Origin of the sequence: Minwuia sp. IMCC3060, from assembly GCF_029909435.1 — a bacterium.
Taxonomy (GTDB): Bacteria; Pseudomonadota; Alphaproteobacteria; order Minwuiales; family Minwuiaceae; genus Minwuia.
In genome coordinates, this window is sequence record NZ_CP123782.1 from 2,454,394 (window position 1) to 2,476,797 (window position 22,404).

General features: G+C 64.2%; 19 protein-coding genes and 1 tRNA gene. 7 read left to right on the forward strand and 13 right to left on the reverse strand.

What is annotated here, in order from left to right; genetic code table 11:
* Window positions 1-6 precede the first annotated feature (6 nt).
* Both QGV54_RS11545 and QGV54_RS11550 read right to left on the reverse strand, forming a co-directional pair.
* On the reverse strand, window positions 7-813 hold the full coding sequence (locus QGV54_RS11545) for an enoyl-CoA hydratase-related protein (protein WP_281016688.1): 807 nt from the start codon (window positions 811-813) through the stop codon (window positions 7-9).
* Between the two features lie 227 nt (window positions 814-1,040).
* Entirely contained in the window at window positions 1,041-4,751 is a 3,711-nt protein-coding gene (locus QGV54_RS11550) for a vitamin B12-dependent ribonucleotide reductase (RefSeq protein ID WP_281016687.1), read from the reverse strand.
* A 427-nt stretch (window positions 4,752-5,178) separates the two neighbouring features.
* On the opposite strand from QGV54_RS11550, the gene QGV54_RS11555 reads away from it, so the two are divergent.
* Complete coding sequence (locus QGV54_RS11555) at window positions 5,179-5,994, forward strand: GNAT family N-acetyltransferase (protein WP_348637612.1); 816 nt, start codon at window positions 5,179-5,181, stop codon at window positions 5,992-5,994.
* Between the two features lie 22 nt (window positions 5,995-6,016).
* Here the strand turns inward: QGV54_RS11555 and QGV54_RS11560 are convergent.
* Window positions 6,017-6,103: transfer RNA gene (locus QGV54_RS11560), tRNA-Leu, on the reverse strand.
* Window positions 6,104-6,292: 189 nt separating this feature from the next.
* Between QGV54_RS11560 and rpmE the strand changes: the two genes are divergently transcribed.
* The gene (gene rpmE / locus QGV54_RS11565; RefSeq protein WP_281016685.1) at window positions 6,293-6,514 is read left to right on the forward strand and encodes a 50S ribosomal protein L31; all 222 of its coding nucleotides are present in this window, start codon (window positions 6,293-6,295) and stop codon (window positions 6,512-6,514) included.
* 220 nt (window positions 6,515-6,734) lie between these two features.
* Window positions 6,735-7,187, forward strand: coding sequence for an Hsp20 family protein (locus tag QGV54_RS11570; protein ID WP_281016684.1), 453 nt, complete (start codon window positions 6,735-6,737; stop codon window positions 7,185-7,187).
* A 110-nt stretch (window positions 7,188-7,297) separates the two neighbouring features.
* Here the strand turns inward: QGV54_RS11570 and QGV54_RS11575 are convergent, their stop codons facing one another.
* From QGV54_RS11575 to QGV54_RS11590, 4 genes are read right to left on the reverse strand one after another with little or no spacing between them, the layout of a single operon-like run.
* Window positions 7,298-7,987: an NnrU family protein gene (locus QGV54_RS11575; protein WP_281016683.1), complete on the reverse strand. Its 690-nt coding sequence runs from the start codon at window positions 7,985-7,987 to the stop codon at window positions 7,298-7,300.
* A 3-nt stretch (window positions 7,988-7,990) separates the two neighbouring features.
* The gene (locus QGV54_RS11580) at window positions 7,991-8,284 is read right to left on the reverse strand and encodes a hypothetical protein (RefSeq protein WP_281016682.1); all 294 of its coding nucleotides are present in this window, start codon (window positions 8,282-8,284) and stop codon (window positions 7,991-7,993) included.
* Between the two features lie 55 nt (window positions 8,285-8,339).
* Window positions 8,340-9,155 carry an alpha/beta hydrolase gene (locus tag QGV54_RS11585; protein WP_281016681.1) on the reverse strand — a complete coding sequence of 272 codons (816 nt, stop codon included), beginning with the start codon at window positions 9,153-9,155 and terminating at the stop codon, window positions 8,340-8,342.
* A gap of 15 nt (window positions 9,156-9,170) precedes the next feature.
* A complete protein-coding gene (locus QGV54_RS11590; protein ID WP_281016680.1) occupies window positions 9,171-9,647 on the reverse strand; it encodes a flavodoxin domain-containing protein in 477 nt (158 codons plus the stop codon).
* A gap of 329 nt (window positions 9,648-9,976) precedes the next feature.
* On the opposite strand from QGV54_RS11590, the gene QGV54_RS11595 reads away from it, so the two are divergent.
* The 3 genes from QGV54_RS11595 (at window position 9,977) to QGV54_RS11605 (ending at window position 12,678) form a co-directional block, all read left to right on the forward strand.
* The gene (locus tag QGV54_RS11595) at window positions 9,977-10,471 is read left to right on the forward strand and encodes a tetratricopeptide repeat protein (RefSeq protein WP_281016679.1); all 495 of its coding nucleotides are present in this window, start codon (window positions 9,977-9,979) and stop codon (window positions 10,469-10,471) included.
* Between the two features lie 319 nt (window positions 10,472-10,790).
* On the forward strand, window positions 10,791-11,570 hold the full coding sequence (locus QGV54_RS11600) for an SDR family NAD(P)-dependent oxidoreductase (protein ID WP_281016678.1): 780 nt from the start codon (window positions 10,791-10,793) through the stop codon (window positions 11,568-11,570).
* A gap of 52 nt (window positions 11,571-11,622) precedes the next feature.
* Entirely contained in the window at window positions 11,623-12,678 is a 1,056-nt protein-coding gene (locus tag QGV54_RS11605) for an LLM class F420-dependent oxidoreductase (RefSeq protein ID WP_281016677.1), read from the forward strand.
* A gap of 12 nt (window positions 12,679-12,690) precedes the next feature.
* Here QGV54_RS11605 and QGV54_RS11610 read toward each other — a convergent pair whose 3' ends face one another.
* Entirely contained in the window at window positions 12,691-15,852 is a 3,162-nt protein-coding gene (locus tag QGV54_RS11610) for an efflux RND transporter permease subunit (RefSeq protein ID WP_281019912.1), read from the reverse strand.
* Complete coding sequence (locus QGV54_RS11615) at window positions 15,849-17,171, reverse strand: efflux RND transporter periplasmic adaptor subunit (RefSeq protein ID WP_281016675.1); 1,323 nt, start codon at window positions 17,169-17,171, stop codon at window positions 15,849-15,851. The genes QGV54_RS11610 and QGV54_RS11615 overlap by 4 nt, the downstream gene beginning before the upstream one ends.
* Before the next feature lie 201 nt (window positions 17,172-17,372).
* Between QGV54_RS11615 and QGV54_RS11620 the strand changes: the two genes are divergently transcribed.
* A complete protein-coding gene (locus QGV54_RS11620) occupies window positions 17,373-18,701 on the forward strand; it encodes an FAD-dependent oxidoreductase (protein WP_281016674.1) in 1,329 nt (442 codons plus the stop codon).
* 16 nt (window positions 18,702-18,717) lie between these two features.
* Here QGV54_RS11620 and QGV54_RS11625 read toward each other — a convergent pair whose 3' ends face one another.
* The 4 genes from QGV54_RS11625 to QGV54_RS11640 are packed head-to-tail and all read right to left on the reverse strand — an operon-like array spanning window position 18,718 to window position 22,374.
* Window positions 18,718-20,223, reverse strand: a complete 1,506-nt coding sequence (locus tag QGV54_RS11625; RefSeq protein ID WP_281016673.1) for a UbiD family decarboxylase — start codon at window positions 20,221-20,223, stop codon at window positions 18,718-18,720.
* The gene (locus tag QGV54_RS11630) at window positions 20,220-20,765 is read right to left on the reverse strand and encodes a GNAT family N-acetyltransferase (RefSeq protein WP_281016672.1); all 546 of its coding nucleotides are present in this window, start codon (window positions 20,763-20,765) and stop codon (window positions 20,220-20,222) included. The genes QGV54_RS11625 and QGV54_RS11630 overlap by 4 nt, the downstream gene beginning before the upstream one ends.
* A 5-nt stretch (window positions 20,766-20,770) precedes the next feature.
* Entirely contained in the window at window positions 20,771-21,619 is an 849-nt protein-coding gene (gene sseA, locus QGV54_RS11635; protein ID WP_281016671.1) for a 3-mercaptopyruvate sulfurtransferase, read from the reverse strand.
* A 41-nt stretch (window positions 21,620-21,660) separates the two neighbouring features.
* Window positions 21,661-22,374 (reverse strand): alanyl-tRNA editing protein, encoded by a 714-nt coding sequence (locus tag QGV54_RS11640; protein WP_281016670.1) that lies wholly within the window; start codon window positions 22,372-22,374, stop codon window positions 21,661-21,663.
* Window positions 22,375-22,404: the final 30 nt, after the last annotated feature.

Below are 22,404 nucleotides of genomic sequence, written 5' to 3' on the forward strand. Positions count from 1 at the left end.
GACAGGCTATCTGCCCCGGAACACCGCCTCGCGCTTCTCCATGAAGGCGGCCATGCCTTCCTTCTGGTCCTCCGTCTGCATGAGCGGCAGCAGTTGCAGATAGACGTGGTGGACGTGGTCGCTGAAGCCCTCGTCCAGACCCATGCGCATCATCCGCTTCGACGCCTGCACGGCCAGCGGTGCGTTGGCCGCGATCTCGGCGGCAAGGGCCGCGCCCGCCTCCGCCACCTTGTCGGCCGGGTGAATGCTGCTAACCAGACCAAGATCCAGACTCTGCTGCGCATCGAGAGTCCGACCGGAGAAGATCAGTTCCGACGCCTTCGCCCAGCCGAGCATCCGGGGCAGCAGCCAGGTTCCGCCGGACTCCGGCACGATCCCGCGCTTGGTGAAGGCGGCCGAGAGCTTGGCGCTGTCGGACATCACGCGGATATCGCACCCGAGCGCCATGTCGAACCCGTATCCGGCAGCAGACCCGTTCAGCACGCAGATGGTCGGCTTGTCGATTTCATGCAGCACGGTGGGCGGCGTATTGCGCAGGTCGATGGTTGTCCTGACCGGTGCATTCGGTTCCAGGATGCCCCGGCTGCCGCCACTCGCGTCCCGGCGCAGGTCCAGCCCGGCACAGAACGCCCGCCCGGTCCCTGTCAGCACGATCACCCGGACGTCCGTGTCGTCGCGCGCCTGCAGCAGCAGCGCCGAAATACTCTCCAGCATCGGACGGGAGATGGTGTTCATCCGGTCCGGGCAGTTGAGCGTGATCGTCGCGACATGGTCGGCCACGTCATAGAGCACTTCATCATTGGTCTCGGTCATCGCTGCGGTCTCCCCTTCCGTCTGTCGCGAAATCACGCCGTTCCAGCGGCCAGTCTAGCCCCCCGCAACGGCAATCATCGAGATGGTAATGCGGTCAGAACCCTGAATGTCCTGTCGGACGCAAGACAAGCGGTCAGTGCGGCTTGCCGCGCAATGGACCGAACACGAAAAAGGCCCGGCGGATTGTCTCCGCCGGGCCTTTTCCGTTTCGTCCGGACTGGCTGTTGTCAGGAACAGCCGGTCGTCGCGCCGCAGGTGTCGCACTTCATGCAGGTGCCGTTGCGGACCAGGGTGAAGTTGCCGCAATCGTCGCAGGAGTCGCCTTCGTAGCCCTTCATCCGGGCTTCCGCGACCTGCTTGGCGCGGCCGTTGCCGGCTCCACTGGAGGCGCTGACCGTCTTGGTCTCGGAATAGGCCACGGTCTGGCTGACGGTTGCCCCGCCCGAAGTCCCCCCGGCGGACCGCATTACGGTCGCGGTTTCCTCCAGCGTCTGGGCCGCAGCCTGACGCTTCTCCGGGTTCAGGACATAGAGGTTGGAGCGGACGTAACCGGTGGACGCCAGACCCATCGCATGGGTCAGGGCCGCATCGGCGGCGCGGACCTCTTCCTCGCCCTTGGTCAGGTCAGGCAGATTGCCTTCGTCGGCGCCGTCACCGATGGCATCGGCGCGCAGGTCGCTCGGTTCCACATGCGCCAGGTCGTTGCGGCCAAGATAGCTGACCGCCAGTTCCCGGAAGATGTAGTCGAGGATCGACGTCGCGTTCTTGATCGCGTCGTTGCCCTGCACGATGCCGTTCGGCTCGAAGCGGGTGAAGGTGAAGGCCTCCACATATTCCTCCAGCGGCACGCCGTACTGCAGGCCGATGGAGATCGCGATGGCGAAATTGTTCATCAGGCTGCGGAAGGCGGCGCCTTCCTTGTGCATGTCGATGAAGATCTCGCCGATGCGGCCATCGTCGAACTCGCCGGTCCGCAGGTAGACCTTGTGTCCCCCGACCAGGGCCTTCTGGGTGTAGCCCTTGCGACGGCTGGGCAGGCGGTCCCGTTCGCGAACGACGATCTTCTCGATGATCCGTTCCGCCACGATCTGCGCCTTTTCGGTCAGCGAGGCTTCGGCCACGGCCTCTTCCAGCGTCTCGCCTTCCTCGTCCAGTGCCACGGCGTTGAGCGGCTGGGACAGCTTGGACCCATCGCGATAGAGCGCATTGGCCTTCAGACCCAGACGCCAGGACAGCATGTAGGCCTGCTCGCAGTCCGCCACCTTGGCGCTGTTCGGCATGTTGATCGTCTTGGAGATCGCACCCGAGATGAAGGGCTGCGATGCCGCCAGCATCCGGATGTGGCTCTCGGCGGACAGGTAGCGCTTGCCGATACGGCCACAGGGGTTGGCGCAGTCGAAGACGATCAGGTGCTCGTCCTTCAGGTGCGGCGCACCCTCCACGGTCATGGCGCCGCAGACGTAGGTATTGGCCGCCTCGATCTCGGACTTGCTGAAACCCATGCCCGCGAGCATGTCGAAGTTCAGGTCGTCGAGCTGTTCCGGTTCAAAACCCAGTACCCGCAGGCAGAAGTCCTCACCCAGGGTGTAGCGGTTGAAGGCGAAACGGATGTCGAAGGCGCTCTTGATTCCGTCTTCGAGCTGTTCGAGCTGGAAGTCGGAGAAGCCACGTGCCTTCAGGGTCTCGGTATTGATGAACGGTGCGCCGTCCAGCGTGGCATGGCCAACGGCATAGTTGATGATCGCATCCCGCTGGCTGTCGGTATAGCCGAGCTTCGTCAGCGCCTCCGGCACCGTGCGGTTGATGATCTTGAAGTAGCCGCCGCCGGCCAGCTTCTTGAACTTCACGATGGCGAAATCCGGTTCGATGCCGGTGGTGTCGCAATCCATCACCAGGCCGATGGTACCCGTCGGGGCAATGACACTGGCCTGCGCGTTGCGGAAGCCATGGTTCTCACCCAGGTCGAGCGCCCGCTGCCAGGACCGCTGTCCGGCCTTGACCAGCGCCTGATCCGGGCAGGACCGCACATCCAGCGGCACCGGCTTGATCGACAGTTCCTCATAGCCGTCCTGCTTGCCTTCGGCAGCACGGGCATGATTGCGGATCACCCGCAGCATGTGCTTCGCGTTCTTCGCATAGCCGGGGAAGGCCCCCAGTTCGCCCGCCATCTCGGCGGACGTCGCATAGGACACACCGGTCATCAGGGAGGTGATGGCACCGCAAAGCGCCCGCCCCTCGTCCGAGTCATAGCCCAGCCCCTGTGCCATCAGCAGGCCGCCGATGTTGGCAAAGCCGAGACCCAGCGTGCGGAAGCGATAGCTGAGTTCCGCAATCTCCTTCGACGGGAACTGCGCCATCATGACGGAGACTTCCAGCGTCACCGTCCAGAGCCGCACCGCATGCTCGAAGGCCTCGATATCGAAGCTGGCGTCGGCCTTGCGGAAGGTCATCAGGTTCAGGGAGGCCAGATTGCAGGCCGTGTCGTCCAGGAACATGTACTCGGAGCACGGATTGGACGCATTGATGCGGCCATCCTCCGGGCAGGTGTGCCAGTCATTGATGGTGGTGTCGAACTGCACGCCCGGATCGGCGGAGGCCCATGCGGCGTAGCAGACCTTCTCCCACAGTTCCGCCGCGTTGACGCGCTTGCCCGACTTCTCGTCGGTGCGGAACTTCAGCTCCCAGTCGCCACCGCGCTCCACGGCATCCAGGAAGGCGTTCGGCACGCGCACGGAATTGTTGGAGTTCTGGCCGGAAACGGTCAGGTAGGCGTCCGAATCCCAGTCCTTGTCGTAGACCGGGATATCGATGTGGCGATAGCCCTGCCCGGCGAACTGGATCACACGCTGGATATAGTTCTCCGGGATCACGGCCTTGCGCGCGGCGATGATCTCGGTCTTCAGGGCGCTGTTCTCCTTCGGATCCAGACGACGGTCGTCGTCGGGCGCAAAGGTATCGACCCAGCAGGCACCGATGATCGCATTCAGGTGGCGGTTGGCCAGGGTGGAGCCGGAGACGAGGGCCGCGACCTTCTGCTCCTCCACGACCTTCCACATGATGTATTCCTCGATGTCCGGATGGTCGAGGTCGATGGTCACCATCTTCGCGGCCCGGCGGGTGGTGCCACCGGACTTGATCGCACCTGCGGCACGGTCACCGATCTTCAGGAAGCTCATCAGGCCGGACGAGCGGCCCCCGCCGGACAGCGGCTCGTTCGCGCCACGCAGGGCGGAGAAGTTGGTGCCGGTGCCGGAGCCATACTTGAACAGCCGCGCCTCACGCACCCACAGGTCCATGATCCCGCCCTCGTTCACCAGGTCATCGCTGACGGACTGGATGAAGCAGGCATGGGGCTGCGGATGTTCGTAGGCAGTCTGCGACTCGGTCAGCTCGCCGGTACGGAAATCGACATAGTAGTGGCCCTGCGCCGGGCCATCGATGCCATAGGCCCAGTGCAGGCCGGTGTTGAACCACTGCGGGGAGTTCGGGGCCGCCATCTGCTTCGCGAGCATGTAGCGCATCTCGTCGTAATAGGCGCGGGCGTCCTTTTCCGCATCGAAGTAGCCGCCCTTCCAGCCCCAGTAGGTCCAGGTGCCGGCGAGCCGGTCGAAAACCTGCCGTGCATCACTTTCGCCGGTGACACGCTCCGACTTCGGCAGTTCGGCCAGCGCCTCCTCATCGGGGACACGGCGCTGCAGCCAGACGGGCACATCATCCTCCGCATGCGGCTTCAGTCGCGCGGGGACGCCAGCCTTGCGGAAGTACTTCTGCGCCAGCACGTCAGACGCCACCTGGCTCCATGCCTTCGGCACATTCATGCGGTCCAGACGGAAGACGACCGAGCCGTCCGGATTCCGGATCTCGCTGGTCGTCGTCCGGAACTCGATGGCGTCGTAGGCATCCGCCCCGTCCTTCGTGAAACGCCGCTCAATGCGCATTGGTCTTCCCCTCTGTTCCCGCAAACCGGAACACTCTCTCCGATTCGCGGGTTGGCGCGTAGCCGTGTTTTTGAATCATGTACTATCTGTTGCGCCGCAGCCCTGTCCGCGCCCGCAACAACCACAACATATTGCGTTCCATGGCCCATTCCCGTCAATCGGAAATCACAATATCTGGTGCCTTTGGGCAGGCCGAAATCTACATGCAGGGGGCGTCAGGTGGCGCGAACGGCGGGTTTCCGGGCTTGGCATATTCCGGCAACAATCTTCGCACACCACATATGGCGTCACGTGGTACCAGCAGGACACAGTCACCGAAGGAGATCAGCCGCACAGCCCGGCCCCTCACCCAGCATGGAAGGCCCAGCAAGTGTCCCCAGTATTCGCAACCGCCGCGGATCAGCGGCCGGAGGATCTGCATCGGGCCATGCTGGCCGCCTTCGCCGACTATCCGGTCCCCATGAAGTCCGATCTGGACGGGTTCATGAACATGCTTGACCAGCGATCATTCGACCCCGACCTGTCGCGGGTCGTGCTTGCCGGAGACAAGGTCGCCGCCTTCTGGTTCGTCGGACGTCGCGACAGGTCGGCTTACCCGATCACCAGCGGCTGCACCCCGGAACACCGGCGTCGGGGCCTGTCGCGCATGCTGGGTGCACGCTGCATTGCCGCGATCACCGAAGCCGGCATGACCAGCATGCAGCTCGAGGTGATCAGCGACAACGCGCCCGCACTGTCCCTTTACCGGTCTCTTGGCTTCACCGAACGAAGGCGGCTCGGCTGTTTCACCCTGGTCCCCCCTGACGACACCGACGAGGATCCGGCACCAGCCACCGTTGCCGTCGACCGGTCATGGCAGGATGTGATGCTGTCAGCCAGACAGGTGCGGGACTGGGAGCCGAGTTGGCAGCACGACGATGAATCCATCCTTGCCGCAGGTGATTCAGCCGTTTGCGCCACACATCATGAGCAGGGAGAGCTGTCAGGCTACGCCGTGCTGTTGCGCACACCGGGCGTCATTGCACAGGTCGCGGTGCATCCGGCGTGCCGACGGAACGGCCTGGGAAAGGCACTGGTTCAGAGCCTGCAAAAATGTGTAACGGGGCGCCCGCTGCGGATCCTGAACGCCGATGCATCGGACAGCGCGTTTACCCGGTTCGTGGCCCACATGGGCGGAACGCACTTCCTCGACCAGCTCGAGATGGTGAGGGAATTGGATCAGAAAAACACGACAATGCTATGAAATATCGAAGGAAATTTCCCTCTGGTGCCCCAGGCCCGACTCGAACGGGCACTCCGTTACCGGAAGCAGATTTTGAGTCTACCGCGTCTACCGATTCCGCCACTGGGGCATTTCCAGAAGGCTGGCGGATCATAGATGCCGCGCCACTTTGATCAAGTGACATCGGAGCGGGAGTATCGGTGGTCGCTATAGGCTTGCGGGCACGACGCACCTTCGTTATACAGCTGCCTTCCTGAGACATTCACGGGCCAGTCTGCGCGCTTGCGCGGTGCGGCCCCCAGACGAGCGGACGAGAGCCATGAAAGCGGACATTCATCCCGACTATCACGAGATCACGGTGCAGCTGCCCAGTGGCGATACCTACCAGACGCGCTCTACCTGGGGCAGCGCCGGTGACACGCTGGTGCTGGACATCGATCCGTCCACCCATGCCGCCTGGACCGGCGGCACGCAGCGTCTGATGGACAAGGGCCAGGTCGCCAAGTTCCGCAGCAAGTATGCGGGCTTCGGACTGAAGTGATCTGCCCGGCGGGTTCGACCCGCCGCATGCCGGATACAAGGATGCCTCTGCCGCCCTGCGCGGCGGGGGCATTTTTTTGGCCATCCTCCCCCTTGAACCAGCCTTGTGGGCACCAAGATATGGACTCGGTCGTCGCCGCCTGGCGGGGCGATCGTGATCGGAAATCGCGTTTGCCCATCCGGGACTCGCGAGACTCACATTGCTTCAAGGAGGATGTGCCATGCGTACGTTTGATCTCTCACCCCTGCTTCGCAACACGGTTGGCTTCGACCGTTTCGACCGGCTCTTCGACACGGCCTTCAACGCCGCCGACAGCCAGTCCTTCCCCGCATACGACATCGTGCGCCACGCGGAGGACAAGTACCGCATCAGCCTGGCGGTGGCCGGCTACGGCGAGAACGAGCTCGAAATCAATCAGGAAGGCCGCAGCCTGACCATCTCCGGCAAGGCCGAGGAAGTCGCTGCCGATGAAGGCACCGCGTTCCTGCACCGCGGCATTGCCCGTCGCGCCTTCACCCGCCGCTTCCATCTGGCGGACACCGTGAAGGTGGTCGGCGCCGACCTGGTGAACGGTCTGCTGCACATCGAGCTGGTGAACGAGATCCCGGAGGCCGAGAAGCCCCGCGAGATCGCCATCGGTTCCGGCCAGAAGCAGCTTTCCCAGGCCGCCTGAACCGCAGGTCATCGCTGAGGAAACGGCGATAACCAACTGAACAAGAAAGAGGCCCGCGTCGGAAACTCCAGCGCGGGCCTCTCACTTTCCGGATCAGGACAGTGCGTCGCTCAGGGCAGCGGATCGACACCCATGATGATCGGGTGCAGGTGCAGGAAGCCGATGAAGACGACCACGGCCAGCAGCAGCCGCCACCAGCCGAGCTCCCGGACCACAAGCCGGTTGCGCCCCTGCAGGATGGCGAGAAACGGGATGATTGAGGTCACGGCGCTGTAGCGGGCCCAGCCTTCGGGGTCGGCCTTGCGCCGCTTTGCATCGATCAGCAACGTCCCCGCCGCCGCGAGCACCAGAAATCCGCCGAAGAAGATCAGGGCATTGTAGTCCCCGCGCACCAGAATGTGGGCTGTACCCCAGAGCACGACGGAGACCAGGAACGGATGTCGCGTGATCCGCATGAAACCACGCGCCGGATCATCGTCCGCCGCCACGGACTGGCCGACGGAAGCCGGATTGGGCTGCGTCTGCCCGCCGATGAACAGGAAGAAACCGAGCAGGATCAGCACTGCGGCCACGTAGTTCATCACATAGGGCAGATACCATAGGTACCCGCTGAACGCCGCGGCGTTGAAGGCCATCACCACCCAGACGATGCCGGCAAGCGACAGGATGGAATAGAAGGCGAGATAGCCGCCCTGTCCCATGATGGCCACCAGCCGCCCGCGCAGGGCGCTTGAGGGCACGATGTGGATGATCAGGAAGACGGCCATCGCCAGAATCAGATGGGTCGTGGTTCCGGTCATGTCCTACCCCGCGTCGTTGGCGGCCAGCCGTGCCTCAGGCAGGTCCGCCGCCGTCTGATATCCGCCCGTGATGCCGGTGAGCCGCCTTCCCTTCTCGGTCAGGCGGCATACGATCCAGTCCGGCTTGATGGGATTGTCGAACCAGGGTGCCGCAAGCCCCCGCGCGATGCAGGTGCGCACCACATCGACCGGCACCATCTGCCCGTCCTCGTCGAACAGGGGCAGCTTCCCGCCGGGCTGGGTCAGCCCACGCGCGAGATACCGCAGTTGCGCCGCAGTCGGCACATTCCTGTCCATGATGATCGTTCTTGAAGAATCCCCGGCCATCACGGGAGGATAATCGAGAACGCGATCATTCTGGATCACTTTCGTCGGAAATTCCGGCGACAAATGCGCCGATGGCATTCAGCGTGGCCTGCGGCTGGTCCTGATGCGGTGCGTGGCCGCAATCGGTCAGCATCAGCGCCTCCGCCCTGCCCCCGATACCGGCACCGGAACCGACACCGGCGACGATCCCCTCGACCTGGGCCGCCGTGCCATAGGCGTCCGTCTCCCCCTGCATCACCAGACAGGGCACACGGATCGTCGGCAGGAATTCTTCCAGATTCCAGTGCAGGAATTCGGGATTGAGCCAGGAATCCGCCCATCCACGGAAGGCACAGTCCACATTCGTACCGTGGTAACGCTCCAGCGCCTGCCGCAGGCGTCCGGTTGCAAAGGCCTCACTTGCGGCGGCGATGGAACGGACGCTCACATCCTCGATGAAGATATGCGCCGCCATCGTGACCACGCCGCGCAGGCCCGGTGCGGCGGAGGCCCCGGCGTTGATCAGCGCAATGGAGCCACCGTCCGAATGGCCGATCAGGACATGGTCCCCGATGTCCAGGTGCCGCAGCAGTTCCGGCAGCACCGTGCGGGCATCGTCGTGCATGTAGCTGATCGGACGCGGCAAGGCGCAGGGTGCCGAACGGCCATAGCCGTAGCGGCTGTAGGCGAGCACACCACAGCCCGTGCGCGCCGCCAGTTCGTCGGGGAAGGCTCGCCAGAGGTCGACGCAGCCCAGCCCCTCATGCAGCAGCACCAGGGTCGGGGTCCGATCCCGGTGGCCGAACCAGCGATACTCGATCCTGCCCTGGCTCAACTGTGCATAGGATGGTGCATCCGTCATGGTCAGCACCGCCCGTCAGGCGGCAACGTCCGTGTCGTCGATCAGGCGGATCCATTCCTGGATCCACACCACCCCCGCTTCCTCCGGCAATTCCGCACCATTGGCATTGTGCTGTGACCGTTCACCGATGATACGGGCACCGCACCGGGTCAGCAGATCCTCGAACAGCTTGCCACCGAAATTGTAGGTCTCGCCGTAGGTGGAATCGCCCAGACCGAAGACGCCGAACCGCACACCCGACAGGTCAGGCGCTGATTCATCGATGGCTTCGTAGAAATCCAGCGCATTGTCCGGCACCTCGCCCTGTCCGTAGGTGGAGGTGACGATCAGGAACACACCGTCCCGATCGAACACGCTGGCGTCCAGATCATCCATCAGCATCATCTCGACAGGATGATCACTGACCTCCTCGATCTTTGCCTGCATGTCCTCGGCGACCATCTCGGCTGTACCGGTCATCGATCCGACAAGAATATTGATCGATGCGGACATGGCTTCCCCTCGTTTGACCGACAGCACGCTGAAAGCGGATCGTATAGACCAAACAGGGAGGCTGATCCAGCCCCCGGCCATGGCCGAAGCGGCGGGAACGCCGCCTCTTCAGGCCCCGCAGCCGGGGCCCCTGACGCAACCGGAACAAGGATCGAAAAGGGATGAAATTCGCTTCTCCGGCGACTCTAAAGCCTTCATTAACAAAATTGGCCCATTCCTTGCTGCACGGATTGCAACACCCCGCCTGGCGGGGACTTGTGTTGGCCGGGGGTCAGCGAGACATGGGGCGATAGAATCCCCTAGCGTAAACGAACCGAGGAGTAGACCAGATGTTCCGCAAGATTGCTTTTGGCGCGACCTTCGCGACCGCACTGATGATGGGCAGCATGGCCCATGCCGGCTATGACGAAGGCGAGGCACTCTACGAACAGGGCAAGTTCAACGAGGCGCTGCAGGAATTCGTGAAGGCTGGCGGCAATGGCGATGTGGAGGCTGTCTATCGTGCCGCCCTGATGTTCGAAGCCGGGGAAGGCACTGCCAAGGAAGACGCGCAGGCCATGGCCAAGGCCGCTGACTGGTTCCAGACCGCTGCACGCGCGGGCCACAAGGGTGCCATGAAGAAGCTGGCAAAGATGTTCGCCGACGGTCGCGGCAAGCCGCAGGACCCGGTGCAGGCCTGGGCGATCCTCCAGATTGCGGCCGACCGTGGTGACAAGGAAGCTGCCGCGCAGCGTGACGCCCTGGCCGAAACCATGCGCCCGGGCCAGCTGCAGGCCGGCAAGCGTCGCCTGGAGAAGATTGTCGACGCCTACGAGGGCTCCTGACGCCCCTACGCCACTCGGCGGCCAACTGCAATTTGCAACTGGCAACCGACTGACCGTCTGGTTTTGAAACGTTTTCGGGAAAACCCGGCATGTCCTCATGGATATGTCGGGTTTTCTTGTTTCGGTCAGGCGCGTTTCTCTGGGACCAGTGCGATAATACAACAAGCTGCCATTGCAACGGCGCGCAACAGGCGAGATCGGGGTGGATGAAGCCGCCCTGTCCATCCGTCCCGCCGCTGATTGGAGCCATGCAACCCGATGGGGTGGAACCGGACCGATTCAGGCCTAAACTCGGGCGACACATCAGGGGGAGGATGCGATGGGCAAGCGACTTGAAGGACGCCGGGCGTTGATCACCGGGGCCAGCCGGGGCATCGGGCGCGCCATTGCCGAAGAATATGCGCGCGAAGGTGCCGACCTGTTCCTTGTCGCCACAGGTCTGAAGCAACTGGAGGCGACGCGGGATGCCGCGCTCCAGCATGGCGGCAAGGTCGAGATACATGCAGCGGATGTCAGCGACAGGGATGCCGTCGAAGGCATGATCGCCGCCTGCATCGACCGGATCGGCGGCATGGACGTGCTGGTCAACAATGCCGGGATCTACAAGGCGGCCCGCTTCGTCGATTACACGCCCGAGGATTTCGACACGGTCATGCAGGTGAATACCTACAGCGTGTTCCATGCGATGCAGTTCGCCCTGCGCCACATGAAGGCCGCGGGCCGGGGAAAGATCGTCAACGTCGCCTCCACCGCCGGAAAGTGGGAGTCGATGAACCAGGGCATCTACAACACCTCCAAGCATGCCGTTGTCGGCATGACCCGCTGTGCCGCACTGGAACATGCCCGGGACCACATCACCATCAATGCCATCTGTCCCGGCTTCGTCGAGACGGACATGATCGACCAGTTCTCCGTCCATGCCGAACTGAACGGCATCACGCCGGAGGCCATGCAGAAGGCGCTGGTGGACCGGGTGCCGATCGGGCGCATGCTGCAACCGGTGGAGATCGCGCATCTGGCAGTCTACCTCGGCTGCAGTGAATCCGACGGCATGACGGGGCAGACGATCACTATTTCCGGCGGCATGCGGATGGGCTGACAACAGCCGTGCACGGCCACGGCGGCACAATGAACTCGGGGGAGGAAGAACAATGAAACTCGGACTGATGATCGGCTATTCCGGCGGCCAGATGGACTTGCCGGTGGAGCGTGTGCAGCGGGCAGAGAAGCTCGGCTACCACTCGGTGTGGACGGCGGAAGCCTATGGCTCCGACGCCGTGACCCCCCTCGCCTTCCTCGCCGCGAAGACGGAGCGGATCAAGCTCGGCACCGCCATCATGCAGGTCTCCGCCCGCACGCCGTCGAACGCGGCCATGTGCGCGGCGACGGTCGATGCCATGGCGGGCGGCGGACGTTTCATCGCCGGACTGGGCGTCTCCGGGCCGCAGATCGTGGAGGGCTGGTATGGCCGTCCCTGGGGCAGCCCCTATTACTGGCTGAAGGACTATGTCGAGATCATGCGCAAGGTCTTCCGCCGGGAAGAGCCCGTGACCCATGACGGCAAGCAGATCCAGTTGCCCTACACCGGGGACGGTGCGCTGGGTGTCGGCAAGCCGCTGAAGTCGATCCTGCACATGAACCCCGACATTCCGATCTACCTCGGCGCCGGGAATGAGCAGACCGTCCGCCTGTGCGGCGACATCTGCGACGGCTGGCTGCCGCTCGGCTTCACGCCGGGCACGATGCACGAATATGCGGGATGGATCGAACAGGGCTTCGAGCGGGCGCGCAAGCGCGGTGAGGAGAAGAGCTGGGACAACTTCGAGGTGGAGGCCATGATCCACGTGGAGATGGATGACGATGTGCAGGCGGCTCTCGACCGCCTGAAACCGGAGGTCGCGCTCTACGTCGGCGGCATGGGCCACAAGAACAAGAACTACCACAAGGAAATGATGATCCGGCGCGGCTATGGCGACGCTGCCGAACGCATCCAGGAACTCTATCTGGCGGGCCGCAAGGATGAGGCAACCGCCGCGGTGCCGGACGAATGGGTGGACGCGAAGAGCCTGGTCGGTCCGGCGAAACGGATCCGGGAGCGGTTCGGTGCCTGGGAGGAATCCGGTGCCACCACCGGCCTGGTCCGCACCCAGCAGGATTCGGTCGTCGATCTGATGGCGGAGGTCGCGCGGCTGAACCAGCCGCGCTGACCGCCCGGTCAGTCAGTCGGCGCGGTCCCCGTACAGGTCCCGGTCGTCGCCAAGCGTGCGCCAGCCCCTCACGTTCCGCGTCCTGAACGCGGAGATGTCCTCCAGCATGCCCAGCAGCGCCGGGACCACGAACAGCACCAGCACCGAGGCCGTGGCCAGGCCGAAGACGATGGTCACGGCCATGGGGATCAGGAACTGTGCCTGCAGGCTGGTCTCGAACAGCAGCGGGATCAGACCGACGATGGTGGTGATGGAGGTGAGTGTCACCGCCCGCAATCGGTCACAGGCGCCGTCGACAATGGCTTCCATGACGGTCTGGCCATCCTTCACCCGCTCATCGATCGTGGACACCAGGATGATGGAATTGTTGACCAGGATTCCGGCCAGACCAATCAGGGCGACAAGCGACAGGATCGTGATGTCATAGCCGAGGATCAGGTGCCCCGTCACGGCACCGATCAGACCGAAGGGTATGATCGACATGACAATGACAGGTCTTGAATAGGACGCGAAGACCCAGGCAAGGATGATGTAGATCGCGGACAGCCCGACCATGGCGCCGGTCTTCATGTCGCCCAGGGTCTGCGCCTGTTCCTCGGCCTTGCCCGCAAAGCGGAAGGACAGATTGTAGCGCTGCGCGATGGCCTGTACCCGCCCGTCCGACAGGGCGGTGATGATGGCTCCCGGCTTGGTCACGGTCTCGTCGATCTCCGCGAAGATCGCGACTTCCCGCCGGCCGTCCTTGCGGCGGATGCGGGCGAAACCGGCGTCCTCCCTGAAGGAGACAACTCCTTCCAGCGGAGTTTCCGCCCCTGAGGGACTGCGCAGATACAGGTTGCGGACAGCGGCCTCTGTCGCCTCCGCCTCCGGCAACTGCACCCGGATCGTCACTTCCTCATCGTCGCGTGGAAACCGTTTCGCAATCGCACCTTCGAAGGCATTGCGGACCTGGCGGGCCACACTGTCGGTCGTGAAGCCCAGCGCGCGTCCGCGTGGGGTCAGTTCCAGGATCAGCTCCTGCTTGCCGAAGGGCAGGTCATCCTCGATATCCGACAGGCCATCGAAGCGCTGCAGTTCAAGTTTCAGTTCCTCGGCAGCGAGTTTCAGTTCCGCGATATCGTCACCACGGAACCGGATGTCCAGTTCCCGGCCCGGCGGTCCGCCGGCCCGCTCCTGCAACGTGATCCGCCGTACGCCGGAGATGCGCGGGATCTCCTCGCGCCAGATCTCGATGAACTCGTTGGTGCGGACATTGCGGTAATCGGACGCCACCAGTTCGACCTGCATCCCGCCCAGATGATCGCCGGAAACACGCTCGAAGGATCGCCCCTGACTCTGCCCGAGACGCTGGAAACTCATGACCACGATATCGCTGGTCTCCGACGCCACCCGCTTCTCGGCCCGGGCCAGCGCCCGTTCCAGTTCCAGCAGCGCGTCCTGCAGGTTCTCCCGCGGTGTGCCGGCCGCCATCTCGATATTCGCGTCTATCGTGTCGGACTCGGGATTGGGGAAGAACACGAAACCGACCCGGCCACTGGCCAGAATGCCCAGGCTGATGATCAGGGCCGCAAGGATGGCGCCGATGGTGACATAGCGGTAGTCCAGCGCCGCGACGACAGCGCGCCGGAACCGACCGTCGCGAAGCTGGTTGAAGCGGGTATCGAACCAGAGCCGGAAGCTCTCGTAGCGACTGTTTCCGGAACCGGGTTCGGCCCGCATCGCACCACGCAGATGACCGGGCAGCACGAAGAAACATTCGATCAGACTGGCCACCAGCACCGCCACAACCACAAGCGGGATGGCCACGATGATCTGCCCGATCACGTCGCCGATGGCAAACAGGGGCATGAAGGCGGCGATGGTGGTCAGCGCGGCGGCTGTCACGGGCGCAAGCATGCGCAGCGCCCCCGCCTCCGCCGCGTCCACGGCGCTCATGCCCTGCTGGCGCAGATGCGCGGCATGTTCACCAACGACAATCGCATCATCGACAATGATGCCCAGCGTCATGATCAGGGCGAACAGACTGACCATGTTGATGCTCTGGCCGCTCCAGAGCATCACTGCCCCGGTGGCAAGGATCGCCACCGGAATGCCCATCGCCACCCAGAAGGCGATGCGCCCCGACAGGAAGACGAAAAGCACGATCAGCACCAGCACCAGGCCGCTGAGACCGTTGCGCAGCAGCAGGTTGATGCGGTCGGAGATCAGGGACGCCTGTATGTCGTACTGCCTGATCTCGATGTTGGGTGGCAGGACGCCCCTTATCTCCTCCAGATAGGCGTTGACGATGGCTGCTGCCTCCAGCGCATCCGTGGTCAGCGACCGCTGCACGATCATCTCGATTGCCGGATTCTCTCCCCGCCCTCCGACCGGCTGGCGGCTGTCAAAGCTCTCGCGCACCTGGGCCACGTCACGCAGGAAGATCTTCTCTCCGTTGGGAGCAGACGCGACCTCGATCCCCGCCACTTCGTCGGCGCGCTTCAGTTCCCCGAGGGAGCGCAGCTGCTTCTCCGAGGTGCCGCTCAGATCACCGGACGGCAGGTCGACCGACGTGTCGCTGATCTGCTTGGAGAGATCGCCAAGTGTCAGGTCGAGGCGGCGCAGGGACGACGGCGGGACATCCACATGGATCTCCTCGTCGCGCTTGCCGAAGAAGTTCACCAGGTCGATGCCGCGGTCCAGCAGCCCGTCCCGGACGTGCTTGGCCAGCGCCTTCAGTGTCGCTTCGGACACCGGACCGGAGATCGAGATGCGAGAGATCAGATCGTAGCGGATGGCGCGCTTGATCAGCGGCTCCTCTGCATCCTCGGGCAGGGTGGTGATGCCGGATACCGCCGCATCCACGTTCGACAGGGCGGACTGCATGTCCGAACCGGCCTGGAACTCGACAACAACCACCCCGGATCCTTCCTGGGAGTAGCTGTTGACCTCCTTCACGCCGTCAATGAAGCGGACCTCCGGCTCGATCGCGGAGACGATGCTGGAATCCGCATCCTCCGCACTCGCACCGGGCCAGGCGACGGTGATGGTGATGAAGTCGAGGCCGGTATCGGGAAAGAACTGGGTATTGAGCTTCTGCAGGCTGAACAGCCCGGCTATCAGCATCAGGGCCATCAGCAGATTGGCTGCGTTGGGATGCCGGACGAAGATCCGGACCAGATCGGCGGGGTTCATCGGCTGGAAACCTTTGTCGGCACCGGGTCTGCCTTGTCCGATTCCATGTCCGCGCTCCGGACCAGGACGCCCGGCCCGATCTCGTTGAACCGTGTCAGGACGATGGTGTCTCCGTCGTTCAGTTCCCCCGTGACGATGACGTCATTGTCGGCACGGGCCAGCGGTGTCACCGCGCGACGCTCCAGCCGGTCATCAGGCCCGACGACAAAGACATGGTTCTCGTCGTGCAGCGCCACGGAAGGGATGCGGATGGAATCGGGAAACCGCCTGTCGGGCAGCTCGATGCTCACGAACGCCCCCGGACGGATCGGCAGGTCCAGCCCGTCAGCCGCTAGCAATGCGTAGAAGGTCACGCCGCCGGTTTCAGGCCTGATCTCTGCCGTGATGCGGGCGATGACGGCATCATAGGCAAGCTTCCGCTCCCCCACGGTCCAGACGACCTTCGCCAGCCGACCATCCAGACCGCCGTCCGCAAGCAGGCGGCCATACTGGGCATCCGACAGATGTCCGCGCGCCTCCAGCTGCGCCGCGCCGACCAGCCGCGCGATCCTGTCATTGACGCTCACACGCTGTCCCAGCTGGGCATTGACCTCCGACAGGAAGCCATCGAACGGCGCAACCAGGCGGGTCCGCTCCAGGTCCCGCTCCGCCCGCTCCAGTTCGATGCCCAGGCGTTGCAGCGCCGCGCGCTGCTGGACGACGCGTGCATCGTTGCTTTTGACTGCTGCCTCCCGCCGCGCCACCGTCTGGCGCTGCCGCGTCAGCTCGATCTTGGCCTGGTCCAGCGACTTGTCGGAGATGTTGCCGCGACCATGCAGTTCCGTGGTCCGGTCCAGGTCACGCTGCAGCAGGACCAGCATTTCCTTGTCCTGGGACAGGGAAATTGTTTCCGAGTCCCTATTGGCCTCGGCTTCCGCGATACGGGCCCGCGTTTCGGAAATGGTCGCCTTCAGCTCGGCAATCGCCGCCTCGTACTCGAAGCGGTCGATCTCGATCAGCAGGTCGCCCTTGGCGACCGCCGCGCCATTGCGGAAATAGTCACCAACTGCGGCGATCTCACCCTGCACCAGCGCCCGCATCTCGCTGCTGCGCCCTGCGGCCAGTTCACCGAAGACCTTCATGTGCGGCTGGTGATCGTGGCGCGCCACGATCAGCGTCTCAACATTCCAGACCCGCTCCACCGGTTCGGTGGGCTCCAGGCGGGTCCGGGTCGCCACGAGAAGCACGGCAATCAGCACCGCAACCACCAGCAGCGCGCCAAAGCCCGCAAGATTGACGGCGAATTGGCCGCGCGGGCGCCTGATCTTGATGCTTGCCATGAACTGCCCTGTCCTGCTGACGTTTGCGTCAAGGATATAGAGTGCCGGGGCCGACGCCACAACGCGACCGGTATGCACGGTTACAACTGGTCACAATACCGTGGCGAGATGACTGCCTTGCATTCGGTACAGCCCAGCCGCCACTCTGGTACAGGTTCGAAAGCAATCCGGGATCGGGAGAAACAGGTGCAGCATCCAGGCATGCAAACCGTGCGACGCATGTCGCAACAGCAGAAGCTGACCGCCGACCTTTGCGTCATCGGGTCGGGGGCTGCGGGCCTGTCTGCGGCGCTGGAGGCCCGTGCACTGGGTCAGTCGGTCGTCCTTGTAGATGCCGCACCACAGATCGGCGGACAGGCCGTGAACTCCGCCATCGGCACCATCTGCGGCCTCTATGCCAACGGACCTGCGCCGGGTCGCGTCACGCATGGCGTGATGGACCCCTTGCTGGAAGAGATGACAGCCAACGGCCAGGCCACCGCCCGCCGGGCCCGCAATACGCTGATCGTCGACTATGCCATCAACGGTTGGATGCGCTGGGTGGAGCGGCAGATTCTTGAAACCGACGTCATGCCGGTCACCGGCGCAGTGCTGCGCGGGGTGGAGAAGAACGACCGCCGCATCAGCACCCTGCAGCTCGCGACACGCTGGGGCGACATGGTGATCGAGGCCCAGAGCTTCGTCGATGCGTCGGGCGACGCGGTGCTCTCCTGGCTGGCCGGTCTGGACCTGAACCAGTCCGACACGGACATTCACGGCACGATCATGGCGGTGTTCGAAGGCGTGGATACCGATATCGTCAACGAGATGCCGCGGGAGACCTATCACGCTGCAATGCGCGCGCGCGGCGCGGAATTCGGCCTGGTGCGCCATGACGGGTTCCTTTTCCCGCAGGCGGAGCCGGGCAAGGTTCTGGCCAACATGACCCATATCGAGACCCCGCAGGACCCTGTCGGCCTTGCCCGGGCGGGAATGCAGGGCCGGGCGCAGGTGGACGGCCTGCTTGCCCTGTTCAAGGCGGAGTTTCCGGAAGCCTTCGGCAATGCCCGTGTCGCGACCTATGGCCAGCCCGGCATTCGCCAGACCCGCACCATTCAGGGCCGCAGCCGCATCACGGTCGATGGTGTGCGCGCCGGGCACCGCCCCGACGATGCCATCGCCCGCTGCTCCTGGCCCATCGAGCTGCATACGGAAATGGCGGACACGCACTGGGAGGTCTTCGCCGACGACCACATGCACTGGATTCCCTTCGGCGCCATGGTGCCCGAGGGACTGGACAATGTGGTCACGGCCGGGCGTTGCATCGACGCCGAACCAGCGGCCCTCGCCAGCGTGCGGGTCATGGGCCCCTGTTTCGCCATGGGACGCGCCGCCGCCAACGCCGCCGCGCTGGTGGGCGCGGGATCATTCCACCAGATCGACGTGGCCGCCCTGCAGACCGCCATCGACGACAACCTGTCCCTGACGAAGGATGATCCCTGGACCGCCGGCTTCGTCAGCGAACGCGGGCGCGAAGCAGACGGGGCCTAGGCAGATGCCCGGCCGTTCACCAGATCGACTTGCCTGATCCGGGCAGGCCGAGTCGGGACCATTTCTCGTCGATGGTGCGGATGACCTCATCGGTCATGCGGATCTTGGTGCCCCATTCCCGTTTCGTCTCCGGCGGCCACTTGTTGGTGGCATCCAGACCGATCTTCGATCCCAGCCCGTCCTCGGGTGAGGCGAAGTCGAGATAGTCGATGGGGGTATTCTCGATCACCGTGATGTCGCGGGCCGGGTCCATGCGGGTGGAGATGGCCCACATCACATCCTTCCAGTCGCGGGCATTGATGTCGTCGTCCACGACGATGACCCACTTGGTGTACATGAACTGCCGCAGATAGGACCAGACACCCAGCATCACGCGCTTGGCGTGGCCCGGATAGGCCTTCTTGATGGAGACGACGGCGATGCGGTAGGAACAGCCCTCCGGCGGAAGCCAGAAATCGACGATCTCCGGGAACTGCTGGATCAGCAGCGGCACGAAGACATCGTTCAGCGCCTCCCCCAGTACCGACGGCTCGTCGGGCGGGCGACCGGTGAAGGTGGACAGGTAGATCGGGTCCTTGCGCCGGGTGATGGCGCTGACCGTGAAGACCGGGAACTTCTCGACCGCGTTGTAATAGCCGGTGTGATCGCCGTAGGGGCCTTCGTCTTCGTAGTCTTCCAGGCTGACGTGCCCCTCCAGCACGATCTCGGCATGGGCGGGCACCTTCAGCGGCACTGTCTGGCAGTCCACCAGTTCCACCTTCCGACCGCGCAGCAGCCCGGCGAACTGATATTCGGACAGCGTATCCGGCACCGGCGTCACGGCGGCCAGGATGGTGCCCGGATCGGCACCGATGACCACGGCAGCAGGCAGCGGCTCCGGCTTCTCCGCCGCCCAGCGCCGATGATGCTGCGCGCCGCCCCGGTGCTTCAGCCAGCGCATGATCGTCCTGTTCCGCCCCAGCACCTGCATCCGGTAAATGCCGAGGTTGAAGTCATCCTCCTTCGCCTCGGAGGGGCCCTTCGTCACCACCAGCGGCCAGGTGATCAGCGGCGCAGGCTCCCCCGGCCAGCAGGTCTGGACCGGCAGTTGCGTCAGGTCGATCTGGTCGCCGGTCTGGATCACGTCATGGACAGGACCGTAGCCGATGGTCTTCGGGCGCATTGCCATCACCGTCTTCACCAGCGGCAGCTTGTCCAGCGCATCGAGGAACCCGGCAGGCGGTTCGGGCTGACGCAGGAAGGCCAGCATCTCGCCGACACTGCGAAGTTCCTCGGGCCTGCGATCCATTCCCATCGCCACCCGTTCGACCGTACCGAACAGGTTGACCAGAACCGGCATGGCGGCGGGAGAGCCATCGGCATTCACCGGGTTCTCGAACAGAACCGCCGGACCGCCCTCCGCCAGCAGACGGGTCTGGATCTCCGTCATCTCGAGCACCGTCGAGACCGGCTCGCTGACGCGCACCAGATCGCCCTTGCGCTCCAGCCTGGTGATGAAATCGCGCAGCGACTGATCGGTCACGCGGACGCACCCGGCAGGGGCCGCAGGGTCGATTCCTCACGGCTGTAGGGCACGAATCCGATCCGCTGGTACATCGGCAGGGCGGAGGGGTGATCCTTCGTGCATGTATTGACGGTGATGCTCTCGGGCCCGCGCGACCAGAGTTCGCTGACAGCCCAGTGCAGGAACCAGCCCCCCAGCTTGCGCCCGATGAACTCCGGCATCAGACCGAAGTAGGCCAGATCAGCCTCATCCGGCAGGCCGCGAAAGTCGAGTTCGGCAAATCCCGCAGGCACACCCTTCACATAGAGCACCATCAGTTCGACATCGCGGTCCTGGATGATGGCGGCAAGCTCCTCGTCCGGCATGTAGCGCCGGTTGGTCCAGATCCAGCGTTCCCCGACCGTGTTGTAGAGATAGCGGTAGAAATGAACCGTCGGCTGCTCCGCCCGCATGATGGCATGCGGTGTCGCGGGCGCGGGCGGTGTCGGGCGTGTCGGCTGGGCCGCCATCCGCAGGTAGGTGATGGTGATCGGAATCAGGTCCTCATCCGCCTGCGCCATGATGCCTACCGCTCCACCGGCGTGTCTTCCCGACCGCCCCATTCGGTCCAGGACCCGTCATAGACCGCGACCTGGCGGTGCCCGACCAGATGCAGGGCAAGGGCCAGAACGCAGGCAGTGACGCCGGAGCCGCAGGTGGTGATCACCGGCTTCTTCATGTCGAGGCCAGATGCGGCAAAGACCTCTTTCAGGGCCTCCGGCGGCAGGAAGGTTCCGTCTTCCTTCAGCAGGCTCGGATAGGGTGTGTTCAGGCTGCCGGGGATATGGCCGCCGCGCAGTCCCTGCCGCGGCTCCGCCTCGCTGCCATCGAAACGGCCGGGGGAGCGGGCATCCAGCACCTGTTCGCGCCCGCTCTTCACGTTCGCCAGCATCTGGTCCACGTCGCGGACCAGGAAGCTGTTGAAACGGGCCGAGAGGTGGCGTTCACGCGGAACGTCGGGCAGATCCGCCAGCGGACGATTCTCCGCCTTCCACTTCGGCAGCCCCCCGTCCAGCACCGAGACATCGTCATGACCAAAGGCGCGGAACGTCCACCAGACCCTTGACGCCGCGGTACAGCCGGCACCGTCATAGACGACGATGCGGACACCGTCGCCCAGGCCCAGCCTGCGGCAGCGGGAGGAGAACTTCTCCGACGACGGCAGCATGTGCGGCAGGTCGCTGTCGGTATCGGCGATCTCGTCGATATCGAAGAAGACGGCACCGGGAATATGTTCCGCCGCGAACTCTGCCTTCGGGTCCCGTCCCAGATGGGGCATGTACCAGGATGCATCGACGACGCGCACATCGGGTGCATCGATATGCCGGGCCAGCCACTCCGTGGAGACCAGTGATTGCGGATTGGAATAGCCCATTGTTTGGCCCCTGCTGGATTGTTGCCTGTCGTTGTCGCTGTTCAGGACGCGAACTGGATACTGACGCGCCGGTTCTGCCGGCCCTTCTTCTCGATCTTGCGTACTTCCACGGCACCGATCTCGCCGGTGCGGGCAACATGCGTGCCGCCACACGGCTGAAGATCCATGCCCTCGACCTCGATCAGCCGCACATGCCCGGCGCCGGTCGGGGGCTGCACGGACATGGTCTTGACCAGGTCCGGCTGCGCCGCCAGTTCCGCGTCCGTGATCCAGCGCATGCTGACCGGCGCGTCGCGCGCGACCAGTTCGTTCAGTTTCGCGGTGATCTCGTCCTTGTCCAGAACCGCCTCCGGAATGTCGAAGTCCAGACGGCTCTTCTCCGCGCCCACCTGACCACCCGTGACGGGATAGGTCAGGACGGCGGAAAGCAGATGCAGGCAGGTATGCATGCGCATGTGCGCGTGGCGGCGGTCCCAGTCGAGTTCCAGCGTCACCGCCGAACCGACCTCGGGCAATGCTTCCCCTTCCGCCGGAACATGCACGATCCCGTCAGGCGTCTCGCCCTTCACGGTGGTGGCAATGCGGATGGAAGTGCCGTCGGTGCAGCGCATGGTGCCGCTGTCACCGGGCTGCCCGCCGCCGGTCGGATAGAAGATGGTCCGGTCGAGCACCACGCCGCCCCGCTCCGTCACCGCCAGCACGGTCGCGTCACACGATTTCATATAGGCATCGTCGCGAAACAGGGCGTCGGTCATCAGGGGCTCCCGCACGGAATTGCGTCAGCC